General features: G+C 69.3%; 16 protein-coding genes. 1 reads left to right on the forward strand and 15 read right to left on the reverse strand.

The window, feature by feature from the left end; genetic code table 11:
• The first annotated feature begins 28 nt into the window (after positions 1–28).
• On the forward strand, positions 29–1132 hold the full coding sequence (locus ACFQ0P_RS08315; RefSeq protein WP_204978202.1) for an NADH:flavin oxidoreductase/NADH oxidase: 1104 nt from the start codon (positions 29–31) through the stop codon (positions 1130–1132).
• Between the two features lie 13 nt (positions 1133–1145).
• Here ACFQ0P_RS08315 and ACFQ0P_RS08320 read toward each other — a convergent pair whose 3' ends face one another.
• The 15 genes from ACFQ0P_RS08320 to ACFQ0P_RS08390 form a co-directional block, all read right to left on the reverse strand.
• Positions 1146–1649, reverse strand: a complete 504-nt coding sequence (locus ACFQ0P_RS08320) for a nuclear transport factor 2 family protein (protein WP_204978203.1) — start codon at positions 1647–1649, stop codon at positions 1146–1148.
• 5 nt (positions 1650–1654) lie between these two features.
• Positions 1655–2413 (reverse strand): SDR family NAD(P)-dependent oxidoreductase, encoded by a 759-nt coding sequence (locus ACFQ0P_RS08325; RefSeq protein WP_204978204.1) that lies wholly within the window; start codon positions 2411–2413, stop codon positions 1655–1657.
• Between the two features lie 29 nt (positions 2414–2442).
• Entirely contained in the window at positions 2443–3531 is a 1089-nt protein-coding gene (locus ACFQ0P_RS08330; protein WP_204978205.1) for an SDR family oxidoreductase, read from the reverse strand.
• 49 nt (positions 3532–3580) lie between these two features.
• On the reverse strand, positions 3581–4309 hold the full coding sequence (locus ACFQ0P_RS08335) for an ABC transporter ATP-binding protein (protein WP_204978206.1): 729 nt from the start codon (positions 4307–4309) through the stop codon (positions 3581–3583).
• Positions 4296–6017, reverse strand: coding sequence for a branched-chain amino acid ABC transporter ATP-binding protein/permease (locus ACFQ0P_RS08340; protein ID WP_204978208.1), 1722 nt, complete (start codon positions 6015–6017; stop codon positions 4296–4298). Before ACFQ0P_RS08340 ends, ACFQ0P_RS08335 begins: the two co-directional genes overlap by 14 nt.
• A gap of 3 nt (positions 6018–6020) precedes the next feature.
• Positions 6021–6926 carry a branched-chain amino acid ABC transporter permease gene (locus tag ACFQ0P_RS08345; RefSeq protein ID WP_204978211.1) on the reverse strand — a complete coding sequence of 302 codons (906 nt, stop codon included), beginning with the start codon at positions 6924–6926 and terminating at the stop codon, positions 6021–6023.
• 56 nt (positions 6927–6982) lie between these two features.
• The gene (locus ACFQ0P_RS08350) at positions 6983–8296 is read right to left on the reverse strand and encodes an ABC transporter substrate-binding protein (protein WP_204978213.1); all 1314 of its coding nucleotides are present in this window, start codon (positions 8294–8296) and stop codon (positions 6983–6985) included.
• A 121-nt stretch (positions 8297–8417) separates the two neighbouring features.
• Positions 8418–8756, reverse strand: a complete 339-nt coding sequence (locus ACFQ0P_RS08355; protein ID WP_204978215.1) for an NIPSNAP family protein — start codon at positions 8754–8756, stop codon at positions 8418–8420.
• On the reverse strand, positions 8753–9913 hold the full coding sequence (locus ACFQ0P_RS08360; protein ID WP_204978217.1) for an acetyl-CoA acetyltransferase: 1161 nt from the start codon (positions 9911–9913) through the stop codon (positions 8753–8755). Before ACFQ0P_RS08360 ends, ACFQ0P_RS08355 begins: the two co-directional genes overlap by 4 nt.
• Positions 9910–10311 carry a Zn-ribbon domain-containing OB-fold protein gene (locus tag ACFQ0P_RS08365; RefSeq protein WP_204978219.1) on the reverse strand — a complete coding sequence of 134 codons (402 nt, stop codon included), beginning with the start codon at positions 10309–10311 and terminating at the stop codon, positions 9910–9912. The genes ACFQ0P_RS08360 and ACFQ0P_RS08365 overlap by 4 nt, the downstream gene beginning before the upstream one ends.
• Entirely contained in the window at positions 10308–11180 is an 873-nt protein-coding gene (locus ACFQ0P_RS08370) for a 3-hydroxyacyl-CoA dehydrogenase family protein (RefSeq protein WP_204978221.1), read from the reverse strand. Before ACFQ0P_RS08370 ends, ACFQ0P_RS08365 begins: the two co-directional genes overlap by 4 nt.
• Before the next feature lie 2 nt (positions 11181–11182).
• A complete protein-coding gene (locus ACFQ0P_RS08375; RefSeq protein ID WP_204978223.1) occupies positions 11183–11950 on the reverse strand; it encodes an enoyl-CoA hydratase/isomerase family protein in 768 nt (255 codons plus the stop codon).
• A gap of 85 nt (positions 11951–12035) precedes the next feature.
• Positions 12036–13217 carry an acyl-CoA dehydrogenase family protein gene (locus tag ACFQ0P_RS08380; protein ID WP_204978225.1) on the reverse strand — a complete coding sequence of 394 codons (1182 nt, stop codon included), beginning with the start codon at positions 13215–13217 and terminating at the stop codon, positions 12036–12038.
• Positions 13210–14877 carry an AMP-binding protein gene (locus ACFQ0P_RS08385; RefSeq protein ID WP_204978227.1) on the reverse strand — a complete coding sequence of 556 codons (1668 nt, stop codon included), beginning with the start codon at positions 14875–14877 and terminating at the stop codon, positions 13210–13212. Before ACFQ0P_RS08385 ends, ACFQ0P_RS08380 begins: the two co-directional genes overlap by 8 nt.
• On the reverse strand, positions 14874–15824 hold the full coding sequence (locus tag ACFQ0P_RS08390) for a cyclase family protein (RefSeq protein ID WP_204978229.1): 951 nt from the start codon (positions 15822–15824) through the stop codon (positions 14874–14876). Before ACFQ0P_RS08390 ends, ACFQ0P_RS08385 begins: the two co-directional genes overlap by 4 nt.
• Positions 15825–15857 lie beyond the last annotated feature (33 nt).

Genomic DNA, 15857 nt, shown 5'->3' on the forward strand with positions numbered 1-15857 from the left:
CGTTGCCGATCTTCAGCCCGGGCGGAGCATGTCTGCGAACACGAGCCTCTTTTCGCCCCTCGTCGTGCGCGGGGTCACGTTCCCGAACCGCATCGGCGTCTCCCCGATGTGCATGTACTCGGCGGGTCCCGACGCCGTGGCGACCGACTTCCACTTGGTCCACCTCGCAAGCCGAGCGGTCGGCGGAGCGGGGCTCGTGTTCACCGAGGCCGTGGCCGTCACGAGCGAGGGGCGCATCACCGACGGCGACCTCGGACTCTGGAACGACGAGCAGGCGCAGGCGCTCGCCCGGATCGCCGGCGAGATCCGCGCCGCGGGCGCCGTGCCCGGCATCCAGCTGGCGCACGCCGGGCGAAAAGGGGGACGCACCGTGCCGTGGGCGGGGTACGAGCCGATCGCGCCCGAACGATGGGGACGCCTTCTCGCGCCGTCCCCCCTGCCGTTCCGAGACGGCTGGGATGAACCGACTCCGTTGAGCGATGCGGACCTCCACGCCGTAGTGGCCGCGTTCGTCAGCGCGGCGCGCCGCGCCGTGGACGCGGGCTTCGCCGTCATCGAGCTGCACTTCGCCCACGGTTATCTCGTCCACCAGTTCCTCAGTCCGCTCGCCAACCTGCGGAGCGACGGGTACGGAGGCTCGCTCGAAGGGCGAGCCCGACTCGCTCTGGGCATCTCGGCGGCGGTGCGCGCCGAGATCGGCGACGACGTCGTCCTCGGCGTGCGACTGTCGGTCGTCGACTGGATCGAGGGAGGCGTGACGCTCGACGAGTCGGTCACCGTCGCCCGCTGGCTCGGCGAACTCGGAGTCGACGTCATCGACTGCTCGAGCGGAGCGGTGGTGTCCGGCGAGAAGGTGCCCGCCGCGCCCCTCTACCAGGTGGGGTTCGCCGACCGCATTCGTCGCGACGCCGACGTCCGCACGGCGGCGGTCGGACTGATCACCGAGCCCGGCGAGGCCGAGTCCGTCATCCGCGACGGGAAGGCGGACCTCGTCCTGATCGGCCGGGCGATGCTGCGCGATCCGTACTGGGCGCGCGCGGCATCCGTCGAACTCGGGGCTGCCGCCGAGCCGCCGATCCCGATCCCCTATCGCCGCGCTGTCGAGCGGATGGCCGCGCGCACGCAGTGGTGATGGCGACGCGGGCTCAGTCCAGCCAGTCGGGCGTGAGGCGGGGAAGGTCGTACGCGGGCACGTCGTAGCCCGACCCCACCAGCGGCTCCACCCGCAGTCGAGTGAGGCGCATGAAGCAGATCCGCCATCCGTCCGCGGTGCGGCGGTACTCCTCCTCGTAGTGCCCGTAGCCGGTGATGCCCCACTGTCCCGGGAGGTCGACTCCCTTGTAGCCGCGGCTTCCGGGCTCCCACACGAGCCGGTCGAACATCGACCACACACCGCGGATGCGCCCGTCGTCCCACGGGCGCAGATCCGGCATGAATCCCTGATGCACCGACTCGATCCCGTCCAGATACGCCGCCACGCCGGCGACGAAGGCGTCGGGGCCTGCCGTGGCGAACGCGAAGCCGTCGAACACCGCATCGTCGGCGAACACCGTCCGCAGTGCATCCCACCGTTTCGTGTCGACATAGCGGAAGTAGCGGGACTTCAGGCGGCGGACCTCCTCCAGATCCGCCGTCGTCACCTCGCTCATCTCGGTCAGGTGAGGAGGAAGCCGCCGTCGATGACGACCCCCGTGCCGTAGATGAAGGAGGAGTCGTCGGAAGCCAGGAAGAGCGCCAGCCGCGCGATGTCGTCGGCCTCGCCCACCCGCTTGGCCGGCACCGCCGAGAAGAGCTCCAGCGATGCCGGGTCGGCCTCCCAGAACGGGCGGGTGAGACCGGTGTCGATCGCCCCCGGGCAGATGGCGTTGGCTCGGACGTTGTGCGGCGCGTAGTCCAGGGCGAGCTGCTTGGTGAACCCGAGGATCCCGTGCTTGCTGGTGGTGTACGCCGCGCCACCGGACCCGGCGACGAACGACGCGACCGACGCGGTGCTGATGACGGTGCCCCCTCCCGCGGCGATGATGTGCGGCAGCACGGCCTTCGTGACGACGTAGGCCGAGAGGAGGTTGACGCCGATCACGCGCTCCCACAGCGCGTCGTCGGTCTCGAGCAGCGGAGCCTGGTTGTCGAAGATCCCGGCGTTGTTGACGAGCGTCGTGTAGCCGCCGAACGCGTCGAGCCCGACCTGCACGGCGGCGGCGACCTGCTCTCGGTCGCGGACGTCGGCACCGGCGGACACCGAGGCGCCCCCCTCGGCGTTGATCGCGGCGGCCGTCTCGGCGGCGGTCTCGGCATTGAGGTCGACGGCGACCACGTTGGCGCCCTCCGCCGCGAACCGGCGCGAGATCGCCCGGCCCATCCCGGACCCCGCCCCTGTGACGAATGCTGTGCGGCCGGCGAGCTTGAGTGTCATGTCTTCTTCTTTCATCGGGGCGGTCGTACTCAGGGGAGGATGCGCTGCTCGCGGAGTCCGCGGAGGAGCTCGACGAACATCTGCTCGGTGTCGATGACGTCGGTGAAGCCGGCCTGCCGCAGCTTGATCGTGCTCACGAACGCCGGGCTGCTGTTGCGGCCGTCGGAGCCGTAGGCGAAGGCGAAGTCGGCGTAGTGGTGGGACTCTCCTACCAGCTCGGCGATGGTGGTGGGCACCAGATCGTTCTCGCGCACGATCTCGGCCCAGACGTCCTCCTGCTCGAGCAGCCACGTCGCCAGCTGCAGCGGAGAATCGGGACCCTGTTCGACGCCGAGCTCCTCCGCGAGCGCCGGCCACAGGTCGCGCCACTCGAAGACGTCTCCGTTGGTGATGTTGAACGTCTCGTTGCGTGCGGCGGGATCGGTCGCCGCCCACTCCAGTGCGCCCGCCATGAGGCGGCTGTCCACGGCCTCGGCGACGTAGGATGCGCCGCCGGGGAACGCGAACGACTCGCCCTGGTGCTTCCGGATCGCGCCGTAGAGGCCGATGATCGGGATGAGATTCATCGCCGCTCCGGTGGCCAGGCCGAAGACGAACTGCGGGCGGAAGATCGTCCACGCGGCGTCGTGCGCGGGAGCCCACTCCTTGATGAGGTCCTCCTGCTCCCAGTAGAAATTGCGGTGCTCGACGCGCGGCTGCGACTCTTTCGCGGGGATCCGCATCGGCTGCACGTGCACGCCGTACGCTTTGGTCCCCTGCAGGATGCTGATGTGCTCGATGCGCGTGCCCGTGGCATCCAGCGCGTCGAGCAGGTTGGAGAGCATGGCGCGGTTCCTCGCGATCTGCTCCTCGTTCTGCCAGCCGCTGATGAGTCCGGGCATCTCGTAGAGCGCGGCGTACACCACGTGCGTGATCCCGGACACGCCCGCGATGGCCTCCCGCGTCGCCTCCGCGGACATGAGGTCGAGCGGCAGGAACGTGTACAGCGACTCGTCCACGAACTGCGGCCGTCGGCGCGATCCCGCGACGACGTTCCAGCCATCGCGCGCGAAGCGCTCGATGCTCGCGGAGCCGACGACTCCGGATGCTCCGAGGATGAGGACCGTTCGTTCTGACATGACTACTCCTTGGTCGGGGTTGTGCTGATGGTAGGTGTGCGGCGCGGCATCAGAAGAGCTCCCACAGAGAGTCCCTCCGGGCGAGCTCCGCCGCCGGCTCCTGCGCGATGATGCGGCCGGAGCGCATGACGTACGCGTAGTCGGAGACGGCGAGGGCTTTGGCGATGCTCTGCTCGATGAGGAGCACAGAGAGGCCGTCCTCGTCCGCGAGCCGGCGGAGGTCCGCGAAGAGCTGATCGACGACGACGGGGGCGAGCCCGAGAGAGGGCTCGTCCAGGAGGAGCAGGCGCGGCGACGACATGAGGGCGATGCCGAGGCTCAGCATGCGGCGCTGACCGCCCGACATCGTGCCGGCCAGCTGCGACCGCCGCTCTGCGAGGATGGGCCAGCGGTCGAGGACCCACTCCCGGCGGGCCGCGCGGCGCGCGGCATCCTGCTCGGTGAAAGCGCCCAAGGTGAGGTTCTCCTCCACCGTCAGAGATGGGAAGACGAACCGTTCGGACGGAACGAACCCGACGCCCGACCTCACGCGATCGCGCGGACTGCCCTTGTCGATGCGGGAGCCGTCGAGCAGCACCTCGCCCGACTTCGTCGGCAGGAGACCGAACGCCGTGGCGATGGTCGTCGTCTTGCCCGCCCCGTTGTGCCCGAGGAGCACCGTGATGGAGGCGGGTGCGACCGCGAGGTCGACGTCGAAGACGATCTGCTTCGAGCCGTACCCGCCGCACAGACCGCGCAGCTCCAGTCGAGGGGCGGCGTCGCTGTCACGCGGTTCCAAAGTAGGCCTCCGTCAGTCGCGGGTCGGCGAGAAGATCCTCGATGCGTCCCTCCGCCGTCACCGTGCCGTTCTCCATGAAGTACGCCCAATCGGCCAGGCGACTGATGGCCTGGATGCTGTGCTCGACGATGCAGACCGTGTGACCGAGTCCCCGCATCCGCTCGATCAGTCCGAGCAGCTCGTCCGCCGCACTGCCCTCGATGCCCGAGAGCGGTTCGTCGAGCAGGAAGATCTCGGCACCCGTCGCCAGGACGCGGGCGAAGGCGACCTGCTTCTGCTGCGCGAAGGACAGCGCGCTGGTGGGTGTGCGCGTACCGGGATCGAGGCCCACGAAGCGGAGCCACTCGGCCGCCGCCTCCGCCAGGGCGCGTTCGCGACGGATCCAGACCCAGGGCGCGAGGAACAGCAGAAGGGGGTTCTCGCCGGAGTGGGGCCGGCCGGCCATCATGACGTTCTCGATCGGCGTGAGCGATCCGAACACCCGGAGGTCCTGGAACGAGCGCACCATCCCCGCGCGGGCAACGCGATCGGCGCTCCACCCGGTGATATCGGTGTCGCCGAGCAGCACGGTCCCGCCATCGGGCCGGATCTCTCCGGTGACGAGGTTGAAGACGGTGCTCTTGCCGGCTCCGTTCGCACCGACGAGCGCGGTGATCTCGCCCCTGCGCAGCTGCAGGCTGAGATCGCGCACCGCGTGGACTCCGCCGAAGCTCTTGTCGATTCCCCGGATCGTGAGGACCGGTTCGCCGCGCTCGCCGTCGCGTGGCGCGGTGGAGTCGGGGACGACGGGGGCGGGAGCCGGCTCGGGGGAGTCCCCGGCGGCACGGCGCTGCGCGCGGGGGACGCGGTGCCGCTCGGGGATCAGGCCGACCGGCCGGAAGCGCATGATGAGGATGAGGAGCAGCCCGAACACGACCGGTCGGATGAGGGCGGAGTCCTCGGGGCGGAGGCGCAGCACCTGCTGGAGCACCGGGGTGACCGCGATGATGAGCGCCGCGCCGACGAGCGATCCGGGGATCGAGCCGATTCCCCCCACGACGACCATGGCGAACACGAGCATCGTCTGGTCGAGCGAGAAGAGGCTCGGCGCGGCGATGCCGTTGTAGAGCACCAGCAGCCCGCCCGCGAAGGCCTGGAGCCCCGCCATGACGGCGAAGGTGAACAGCTGCACTCCGAGCGGCGACTTCCCGAGCGAGCGCACCGCGACGCGATCGTCTTTCGCGGCCCGCAGCAGCCGGCCCAGCGGCGACTCGGCGATGAGGGCGCAGATCGCGACCGCCACCACCAGGAAGAGGGCGAGCCACGGAAGGAAGTCGGTCGGCCGGAGCGCCTCGATTCCGAAGAAGCTCGGCAGCGGCAGGCCGATGAGGCCCTGCTGGCCTCCCAGCTCCGGGGAGGCGACGATGACCGTGACGGTGAGGATCGACAGCGACAGCGTCATGAGCATGACGTATTCGGGGCTGAGCCGCAGGATGGGACCGCTGATGATGAGCGCCGCGGCGGCGCCGACGACGGCGCCGCCGAGCAAGGCGAGAAGTGTCGGCGTGCCGGCGTGCAGCAGGAGCATCGCCGTCGTGTAGCCGCCGAAGGCGCCGAACGCCGAGGAGCCGATCGAGAAGATGCCGGCGTAGCCGATGAGGACGTTGAGCGATACGGCGAAGATGGCGAAGATGAGCGCCTGATCGAGGTAGCCGATCCAGAATTCCATGGCTCAGCTCCTCGCCGTCGCCGGTGCGAGGGGTCGCAGAACGCCGAGCCCCTTGAGCACGAGGTACACGAACAGGCATCCGAACACCACGATGTTCGTGAGGTTCGAAGGGATCCACAGGGCGCTCACCACCTGGACCACGCCGAGGGCGAGGCCCACGAGGACGACCCGCAGGCCCGGGGCGGTCGACCCGGCGAGGAAGGCGATGACGAACGCGGCGAACATCGGGTCGTAGCCCATGGCCGGTGTGGCGGAGTATCGCGCCGCGGCGAACACGCCGGCGAGGCCCGATGCCGCGGATGCCACGACGAAGATGACCACGAAGACGGACTCGGGGCGGATGCCGACCACCGATGCCATCGTGGGGTTGACCCGCACTCCGCGCACGACCTGGCCGGCCCGGGAGTATCGCAGGATGACGACCCCGGCGGCGGCGATCGCCCCGAACACGAGAAGCGTGGCGAGGTCGAGCGTCGTCATCTGCAAGCCGAACGGGAGGGGGATGATCTGGATGGGGAAGAGCTCGAACGGGATCGAGGTGCTCTCCCGCGCCCACAGGAACTGGATCAGGCTCTGACCGCCGATGGAAAGTCCCAGAGCCGTGACGAAGATCGGCAGCAGAGCCGCGTCGCCGGAGCGACGGGCGAGCGGCCGGTACAGCACGAGCTCGATCAGCCCGCCGAGCACCGCCGCCGCCGCGACGCCGGCCAGGGCGGCGAGGATCGCGGGGATGCCGAGCCCGGCGAGAAGCGCGGCGACGAAGGCGCCGAGCGTGATGGTGAGGGAGTACGCGAAGTGGAAGCGCTGCGCGACGTTGAGGATGAGCGACATCCCGAGTCCGAGCACGGCGAGTTGGACACCGGTGATGACGCCGTTGAGCACCAGCTGTGCGAGGAGGGTGGGATCCACGTCGATCTCTTCCTGGAAGGGGAGGGGGCCGGCCGGGTGGGCCGGCCCCGGGTCGGCTATTCTGCGAGGCTGAAGTCGACGCCGCCGATGCCGTAGGTGGCCAGGCGCGTGACGTTCTCACCGTCCCAGAGGAAGACGCCCATGTCGCGGGCCGAGAGGCTGTGCGACACCGCGTCGATCGACTCCTCGCCGTGGAGGTCGTCCATGGTTCCGCCGTAGACGGAGGGGAAGGTGAGGTCGGACTCGAAGGCCGCCAGCAGGTCGTCGGGGTTGTTGACGTCGCCGCCGTTCGCCAGCACCCGCTGCACGACCGTCCACAGCTTGAACATGTCCTGGTAGTAATTCGCGAAGTAGAAGTCGACCGTCGTCTCCGGGTACTCCTCGGCGGCGGTGTCCACGAGGTACTGCGCCCACTGGTTGGACGGGTTGGCCGCGTCGAAGTAGTCCAGCGAGAACATGAAGCCGTCGGCTGCAGAGCCCGCGATCTCGGCGACGTCGGGGATGAACTCCGTGCCGATGACCGGGAGGTCCGAGCCGGCGGCCCGCAGCTGCTTGAGGAAGTAGCCGCCGTCCGTGCCGTACTGCGCTTCGACGATCAGCTGGGCGTCCGAGGCGATGATCTTGTTGATCGCGCTGGTGAAGTCGGTGCCGCCGTAGGTGACGACCTCCGTGGCCACGATCTCGATGCCGCTCCCCTCGAGTTCGGCGGTCGCCTTGTCGATCGAGTCCTGCGTGTTCTCGGCACCGGTGTCGCCGATGATCATCGCGACCTTCGTCACTTCGGGCATCGCGCTGGCGATGTACTGCGCGGTTCCGGCGAAGGTGTCGTTGGGCGGCAGGGCGCGGGTGCCGTAGAAGAACGGCTGGCCCTTGCCGAATTCCTGGGTGCCGCCGCCGCCGTCGAGCGAGAGGATCTCGTACTGAGCGATCGGCTGGAGGGCCGAGCCCAGGACCGCGATGTAGGAGTACAGCGCCATCCGCACCCCCTCCTGGGCGAACTCGCGCGTGGTCTGCACGCCCGCCTGCGCGTCGCCCGACTTGTGGTCCTTGACGCTGAGCTGGAAGTCGGGCCCTCCAGCGGCTTTGATCTGGTCGGCAGCCAGCTGCGCGCCCTGGACCATCACCTCTCCGAAGTAGGCGCCCTGGCCGGACAGCGCCACATTGATGCCGACCGGGATGGTCAAGTCGCCGCCGAGGTTGTCGGCGTCGGCGCCCGAGAGGGCGATCACATCGCCCTCGACGCCGGATCCGCCGTCGTCCGTGGGGTCGGTCGCCGCGGGGCCCGACGAGCAGGCCACGAGCGCCAGTGCGGCGATGGATGCCGCCACGGCTGCGAGCACGCCCCGCCTGGTGTTCCTGATTCGAGACATCATCGTCCTTTCTCCGCCGCGTCTTCGCGGCTGCTGTGAGGGTCCGGTTCGGGATCGGACCAATCGAAAGTTCTAAACGAGCGTTCGATATGTTGCATCATGCAAGCATGCGCCCGCGCTGTCAAGAGAGTGGATGCATCCCTTCGGTGAGTGTGCTCAGATCGTTGTCGACCAGCAGCTCCGACTCGATGGAGCGCGTCAGCTCGCCGTCCGCCACGGACTCGTCGCGGGCGGTGATCCAGCGCGGATCCTCGCGGAACGACCGCCAGTTGGCGTCCGGGTCGCCGTCGTGCCGGATGAGGTAGATCAGCCGGTCGGGGTCCTCTCGCGCGCTCCAGTAGCCGAGCGGCGTCATCCCGTGAGCGCGCAGCAGTCCGTCCGTGTGGTCGCGGAACCTCGCGAAGAGCGCATCCCGGCGGCCCGGGACGATCGCGTACGTCCGCAGCTCCAGAGTCGTCACAGCGCCGCCTCGCTTCCGAGCAGCGTCGTGCACTGACTCGAGAGGAACCCGCCGTTCCCGTGCACGAGGGCCACGTCGCAATCCCGCACCTGACGGTCCCCGCTCTCGCCCCGGATCTGCCGCACGGCCTCGACGAGGAGGAGAAGGCCGTACATCCCCGGATGGGCGTAGGAGAGCCCTCCGCCGTTCGTGTTGACGGGCAGTCCACCGCCGGGGCCGATTCCGACCTCCCTCACGAAGGCGCCGGCCTCCCCCTTGCCGCAGAAGCCGAGATCCTCCAGGAAAAGCAGGGTGTTGATCGTGAAGGCGTCGTACACCTCGACGACGTCGACGTCCTCGACACGCAGCCCCGCTGCGCGGAACGCCCTCTCTCCGGACTGCACCGCGGAGGTCGTGGTGAAGTCGGGCATGCTCGAGATGTGCAGGTGGCTCTGGGCCTCGCCGCCGCCGAGGACGAACACGGGCGGCTTGCGCAGGTCGCGTGCCCGGTCGGCGGAGGTCACGACCACCGCCCCGCCGCCGTCCGTGAGCAGGCAGCAGTCCTTCACGCTCAGCGGATCGCTGATCATGGGCGCGTTGAGCGCGTCCTCGAGCGACAGTGGGGATCTCGACCAGGCGACGGGGTTCTGCACGGCCCACTCCCGCGCAGCGACCGCCACGCGCGCGAGATCCTCGCGGGTGGTCCCGAACTCGTGCATGTGACGCGACGCCGCGAGCGCGTAGGCGCTGATCGGCATCATCGGGCGATAGGGCTCCTCGTACGGGTTCGGAGCCTCCTGCGGGATCACGCCCCCCGACTTCAGCAGCGATCGCTGCGTGCTCCCGTAGGCGATCAGCGCCACCTCGCACAGCCCCGCTTCGATCGCCGCCTGCGCGTGGTGCAGATGCGCCTCGAACGAAGACCCGCCGGTGTTGGACCCGTCGGAGTACCGGGCGTTGATGCCCAGATACTCGCCCAGGCTCAGCGACCCCATCATCATCTGGGTGCCCGCCGCGAAGAGTCCGTCGACCTCCGAGAGCGGGATCCCCGCGTCGGCGAGGGCGCGCACCGAGGCCTGACCCATCAGGTCCGCCGGTGTCGTGCCGGGGGCGACTTCGCCCAGATCCGACTCTGCGACGCCGACGATCGCGGTGCGTCCCCTCAATTCCCGGGTCATTGCTCTCCTCCTACCGGTTCGAAGCACGGCAGATCCGCGCCGTCGTCGCCGATCGGGCGCATCACGAGCTGCACCCGCTGGCCGATGGCGACGTCGTCCGGGGCGACGCCGACGACGGTCGACATCATCCGGAATCCCTCGTCGAGCTCGATCATCGAGACGTTGTGCGGCTCGCCGCCGCGTGGGCGGACCGTCGTGGCGGCGTAGACGACACCGGTGCCGGATGAGATCCGCCACTCCAATTCGGTGTCGCCGGTGAGCGGTTCCGCCACTCGCGGGAAGAACACCGGCGCGCCGCTCGCCGCAGCGACCTGGTAGGCGAGGCCGCCCTCGGCGGCGTGGCGCAGGAACACGGCTCGGGGCGACTCCGTGATCCGGGGGGCCTGCTCGCTCGTCATCGTGACGTCTCCTCGTCGTAGTCGTAGAACCCGCCGCCGCTCTTGCGTCCGAGTCGCCCGTGGCCGACGAGGTCGACCACGGCGGGTATGGGCCGGTCCTGGTCGACACCGGTCTGCTCGAAGATCAGCTGCTGCATCTGGAGGTTGACGTCGAGGCCGGCCATGTCCAGCAGCTCGAACGGGCCCATCGGGTGGCCGAGGGCGTTCCGGCAGATCTCGTCGACGGCCTCGACCGTGGCGAAGCCCCCGTCGGTGAGAGCCGCGGCCTCGCGCACGATGGCGCTCAGGATGCGGTTGGCCACGATGCCGGGAACCTCGCGCGGCAGTGCGACGGGGGCTTTGCCCATCCGCCGGCACACGTCCAGAACGGCGGGTGCGACATCCGGATCGAGTCGCTCGTGAGCGACGACCTCGACGCAATCCATGACGAGCGGGGGATTGAAGAAGTGCGCGTTGACCACGCGTCCCGGCCGCCGCGTCCGGGCGCCAAGCAGGGATGCCGTGATGCTCGACGAGTTCGTCGCCAGGATCGCTTCGGCCGGTGCGAGCGCGTCGAGCTCTGCGAACAGCGCCGACTTGGCATCGAGGTCCTCCTTGATGGCCTCGATGATCAGCTGGGCATCCGCAGCACCGGTCGCGAGGTCCGGCGTGAACGTGAGGCGTGCGAACGCGTCGTCCATCTCCGACTGGCTCAGCTGACCCTTCTCGACGCGGCGGCCGACGCGGCCGCGCAGCGCCTGCTCGGCGGCGGCCAGCGCCCCGGGGTAGGCGTCGTGCACGTGCACCCGCATGCCGCCGAGTGCCGCGAGCATCGCGATCTGCGATCCCATCGCGCCCGCTCCGACCACGAGGACTCTCTCCACCTTCATGTTCACTTGCCCCCGAATCGTGGTGCGCGCTTCTCGACGAAGGCGCGACGGCCCTCGTCCCGGTCTGAGGTGCCGTGCAGGGCCGCCGAGCCGAGCGTCTCGGCGATCAGTGCGGCGTTCGTCCCGCTCTCCGCCGCGACGGACGTCACGAGGCGGGCGACCCGGACGGCGAGCGGTGCCTTGTCGGCGATGACCCTCGCCGCCTCGTGGGCGGCGGTCAGGAGTTCGTCCGAGGGCAAGACCGCCGTGACGACGCCGATCCGGAGGGCTTCGGCGGCATCGAACCGCCGACCCGTCAGCACGAGTTCGAGCGCGCGCCCTGCCCCGATGACGCTGACGAGCCGCGTGATGCCGCCGGCTGCCGGAAGCAGGGACCAGCCCAGCTCCGGGAGCGCGAAGGTGGCGGTTTCGGCGCAGAGGCGGATGTCGCACGCGAGCGCGAGCTCGAGGCCCCCGCCCAGCGCCATGCCGTTGACGGCGGCGATGGTCGGCTTCGGAAACCGGGCGACGCGATCGAAGACCCGTTGCATGGGGAGACCGAGGGATTCCCGGACGCCGGCCGGTTGGGCGAGTTCGGCCAGGTCGCCTCCGGCAACGAAAGCCCGTTCGCCGGCCCCGGTGACGATGACGACCGCGACGTCGTCGCGCGCGGCGAGGTCGCCCAACGCCGACTCCAGGTCGAGCAGCGTCGCCGTGTCGAGCGCGTTGTGGATGTCGCGACGGTCGATCGTCAGGGTGGCCACGTCTTCGTGGACGGAGGTGGTGATCATGGTCCCTCGGGGCGGAGTGCGTCAGTTCTAAACGAACGCTAGTTTGGGAAAGGCTAAAGAATGACCGGGGTCGTGTCAAGGGCCGTCAGGCGCGGCGGAAGGCGGACCGGCCCGTGATGGCCTTGCCGACGATGAGGCTCTGGATGTGATCCGTGCCGTCGTAGGTGAAGACCGCTTCCATGTCGGCGAAATGCCGGCCGACGACGCGGTCGGCGAGGAGGCCGTTCCCGCCCATCAGATCCCGTGCGGTGGACACCACCGATCGTCCCTGCCGGGCGCACAGCATCTTGGCCGCCGACGCCATCACGTGGGTGAGACTGCCGTCCTGAAGTGCGCGACTGACGCGGATGCAGGTCAGCCGCATGGAGGAGATCGCGACGGCCATCTCGGCGAGCTTGTGCTGCACGAGCTGGAACGAGGTGAGCGGGCTGCCGAACTGCTCCCGCGCGTCGAGATAGGTGAGCGTCGCTTCGAAGGCCCCGATGGAGAGCCCCAGCGCCTGCCACGCGGCGATCGGGCGGACCGCGTTGAACGCCCCCGCGATCTGCGGGCCGTCCGCGCCGTCCAGGCGATGGTCCGAGGGCACGAACACGTCCTCGAGGACGATGTCCGTCGGCCACGACGAGCGCATCCCGATCTTCCCCTCGATGGGAGTCGCCTGGAATCCCTCGGATCCTCCGGGGACGACGAACGCAGCCACCGCGTCGTGGTCGTCCTTCGCGAACACCACCGTGAGATCCGCCACCGAGGCGTTCCCGACCCATCGCTTGCGGCCCGTGATCCGGAATCCGCCTTCCACGCTGCGCGCGCGCGTCTCGATCCCCGCCGTGTCGCTCCCGTGATCCGGCTCGGTGATGCCCAGGGCGCCGATCGATGAGCCGTCCGCCATCCCGGGCAGCCACCGCGACTTCTGCTCGGGCGTGCCGAGCGAGGAGATCGCCCGCAGGGTGAGAACGCCGTGGATGCCGAAGAAGGCGCTGAGTCCGAAGTCGACCTTGGCCAGCTCGGCGGCCACGAGCCCGTCCGCGACGTCGCCGAGGCCGGAGCATCCGTAGCCCTGCACCCCGCCGCCGTAGACCCCCAGGCGAGTCAGCTCGGGAACGAGCTCGAGCGCCATGCGACCCTCCACCCACCGTTCGGCGGCTCCCGGTGCCGCGTGGTCGGCGTTGAACCGTGCGATCCTCGCCCGCGTGCGACGCTCCTCGTCGGTCAGCAGCGACTCGCTGTCGAACAGGTCCGACTTCGCCGTGAGCGCAGCGTCATCCATCCCGATCCAGCTCTCGCAGCGACATGCGGGTGATCTTCCCGGTGACGGTCTTGGGCAGGTCGTCGAGGAACTCGATCACGCGGGGCACCTTGAAGGCGGCGAGGTGCTCGCGGCAGTGCGCCATCAGCTCCTCGGCCGTGGCGGTCCGGCCGGGTCGAAGGCTCACGAACGCCTTCACGGTCTCGCCGCGATACTCGTCCGGAACCCCGACGACTCCCGCCTCGCGCACCGATGGATGCTCGTACAGCACCTCTTCCACCTCCTGGGGCCAGACTTTGAAGCCGGATGCGTTGATCTGATCCTTCTTGCGATCGACGAGGTAGAACCATCCCTCGGCATCCATCGTGGCCATGTCGCCGGTGCGGAGCCACCCGTCCGTGAGCTGGCGGGCCGTCTCCTCCGGGTTGTTCCAGTAGCCTGCCATCACGTGCGGCCCCCGCACGACGAGTTCGCCCGTCTCGCCGACCCCGACCGGCTGGTCGTCGTCTCCGAGCAGCATCGCCTCCGTGTCGGGGACGGGGATGCCGAGGGCGAGTGACCCCGCGGACGACACCGGGCTGCGGTGCCCGAGCGGAGTGCCGAAAGTCGGTGAGGTCGTCTCGGTCATCCCGTACCCGTTGTGGAGGTACACGCCCGTGGCGCTCTCGTAGCGCTCGACAACGCTCGGAGGGATGGGTGCCCCGCCGCAGATGATCTTCGTCAGCGATGAGATGTCGACCTCGCCGAATCGAGGGCTGTCGAGGAACGAGAGGAACACGGTCGTCGCGCCGACGGTGAACGTGACCTTGTACCGGTCGATGAGATCCAGGATCGTCGGCACGTCGAAGCGGTACCCGAGCACCAGCGGGGCCCCGACGAGCAGCGTCAGCGCCACGCTGCAGATCAGACCCGTGACGTGGAACAGGGGCGCCATCGCGAAGATCACGTCGTCTTCGTCCAGCTGCCGCATGCTGCGGAAGGTCTGCGCGCTGAAGAGCACGTTGCCGTGCGTGAGCACGGCGCCCTTCGGAGCGCCCGTCGTTCCGGAGGTGTACGCGATGTACGCCGTGTCGGACGGGGACGGATCAACGGCGGGGGGCGGGTGCCCGGCGAATCGCGCGATGACGTCGTCGTAGAGCTCAGCGCCCTCGACGGCCAGCGGCTCCACGTCGGCGAGCGGGGCGGGGAGGTCGTCGGTGCGTCCGAGCGCACGCAGCCCGCTCGTGGCGATCACGAGACGGATCGCGGAGCGCTCTCGGACGGCGTCGACCGTCGGAAGCAGGGAGTCCAGCGCCACGAGCGCCGCGAGCTGCGAGTCCTCGACGATGTGCCCCAGTTCGCGTTCCCGGTACATCGGGTTGATCGGCACGATCGCCGCGCCGATCTTCCACGCCGCGATGGTCGCCACGAGGAACTCGGGGATGTTCTGGAGATAGAGCCCGATGGCATCACCGGGGCCGAGGCCCGCGTCGGCGAAGGCTGCCGCGAGCGCGTCGGACTCGGCATCCAACTCGGCGTGGGTCCAGGCCCGGTCGAAGTACGCCAACGCCATGCGGTCGGGGTGGGTGCGGCAGCGTGCGAGGAACGGAGCGAGGACGCTCGGCGCCTCGCCGGCGTCGTGGAAGCCCGTCGTGTCGCCCCAGATGCGATCCCAGGGACGGGCCTCGAAGACGGTGCTCATTTGATCGCGAGTGGGTTCACCGGCGCACCGGTCGCGTTCGCGATCTTGATCGGTCCCGCGGCGTACAGGAAGTCGTACTGGCCGTCCTCGGCGCAGTCGGCGGCGAGTGCGTCCAGCGAGAGGATCTCCGCGAAGGCGATGCCCAGGTTGCGCATGAGCGCGGCATGCATCACGAAGGCGGCGCCGGACTCGTGCACGGTGCGCTCGTTGCCGATCGTGTCCGTCGCGAAGCTCACGACGTCGTTGTCGGCGAACCACTGGACGAGTTCGGGGCTGAAGTTGATGCCCGGTTCGATGAAATCGGCGTAGAACTCCTGCGGGTCGCGCGAGGCGAAGCTCCCGATCTCGCCGGTGCGCAGGAGGAGGATCGAGCCCGTGCCGATCTCGACCTGCTGCCGTTCCAGGCACGCGAGCACGTCGGGCAGCCCGATCGCGGTCGCCTTGGCGAGGTAGTCGACCTCGAAGTGGCGCGCCATGTCGAGCAGCACGCCGCGTCCGACGACGCCGTGGCGCGCGATCGGCAGCACCGCGTCCTTCGCCATCCCGAGTGTGGTCGTGTCGGCGGGATAGCCGTTGTAGATCTGATCGTCGTACCAGACGTGGCCCAGGGCGTCATAGTGGGTGGCGCCCTGCAGGAACATCGCCACATAGTCGTCGGCGTACTCGGTGCCGCCCGGATTGGTGATCTTCTTCCCCGCCGTGTACGAGCTGCGGTCCTGGGTGTTGTACCGCTGGGTCTGTGCGCGGCCGGGCCAGATCGGATCGTTGCCCGTGCCGAACTCGCTTCCCAGCGTGAACACCTTCCCGGAGCGTACGGTTCCCACGGCGGCTTTCACGGCCTCGGGCGTGAGGAGGTTGACGGCCCCGAGCTCGTCGTCGCTTCCCCAGCGGCCCCAGTTGGTCGGCGAGTTGGCGAGCAGGTCGCGGACGTTGGCTGCTTCTGACATTGCTGTCTCCTTCGACAGGATGGGTGGTGTGGA

The organism is Microbacterium insulae, assembly GCF_042677065.1.
Taxonomy (GTDB): Bacteria; Actinomycetota; Actinomycetes; order Actinomycetales; family Microbacteriaceae; genus Microbacterium; species Microbacterium insulae.

What these genes read in the sequence shown, in the direction of transcription:
- ACFQ0P_RS08365 (WP_204978219.1), bottom strand. Translation starts at nt 10,311, where the DNA reads ATGACGAGCGAGCAGGCCCCCCGGATCACGGAGTCGCCCCGAGCCGTG.
- ACFQ0P_RS08380 (WP_204978225.1), bottom strand. Translation starts at nt 13,217, where the DNA reads ATGGATGACGCTGCGCTCACGGCGAAGTCGGACCTGTTCGACAGCGAG.
- ACFQ0P_RS08330 (WP_204978205.1), bottom strand. Translation starts at nt 3,531, where the DNA reads ATGTCAGAACGAACGGTCCTCATCCTCGGAGCATCCGGAGTCGTCGGC.
- ACFQ0P_RS08325 (WP_204978204.1), bottom strand. Translation starts at nt 2,413, where the DNA reads ATGACACTCAAGCTCGCCGGCCGCACAGCATTCGTCACAGGGGCGGGG.
- ACFQ0P_RS08350 (WP_204978213.1), bottom strand. Translation starts at nt 8,296, where the DNA reads ATGTCTCGAATCAGGAACACCAGGCGGGGCGTGCTCGCAGCCGTGGCG.
- ACFQ0P_RS08340 (WP_204978208.1), bottom strand. Translation starts at nt 6,017, where the DNA reads ATGGAATTCTGGATCGGCTACCTCGATCAGGCGCTCATCTTCGCCATC.
- ACFQ0P_RS08315 (WP_204978202.1), top strand. Translation starts at nt 29, where the DNA reads ATGTCTGCGAACACGAGCCTCTTTTCGCCCCTCGTCGTGCGCGGGGTC.
- ACFQ0P_RS08385 (WP_204978227.1), bottom strand. Translation starts at nt 14,877, where the DNA reads ATGAGCACCGTCTTCGAGGCCCGTCCCTGGGATCGCATCTGGGGCGAC.
- ACFQ0P_RS08370 (WP_204978221.1), bottom strand. Translation starts at nt 11,180, where the DNA reads ATGAAGGTGGAGAGAGTCCTCGTGGTCGGAGCGGGCGCGATGGGATCG.
- ACFQ0P_RS08360 (WP_204978217.1), bottom strand. Translation starts at nt 9,913, where the DNA reads ATGACCCGGGAATTGAGGGGACGCACCGCGATCGTCGGCGTCGCAGAG.
- ACFQ0P_RS08375 (WP_204978223.1), bottom strand. Translation starts at nt 11,950, where the DNA reads ATGATCACCACCTCCGTCCACGAAGACGTGGCCACCCTGACGATCGAC.
- ACFQ0P_RS08320 (WP_204978203.1), bottom strand. Translation starts at nt 1,649, where the DNA reads ATGAGCGAGGTGACGACGGCGGATCTGGAGGAGGTCCGCCGCCTGAAG.
- ACFQ0P_RS08390 (WP_204978229.1), bottom strand. Translation starts at nt 15,824, where the DNA reads ATGTCAGAAGCAGCCAACGTCCGCGACCTGCTCGCCAACTCGCCGACC.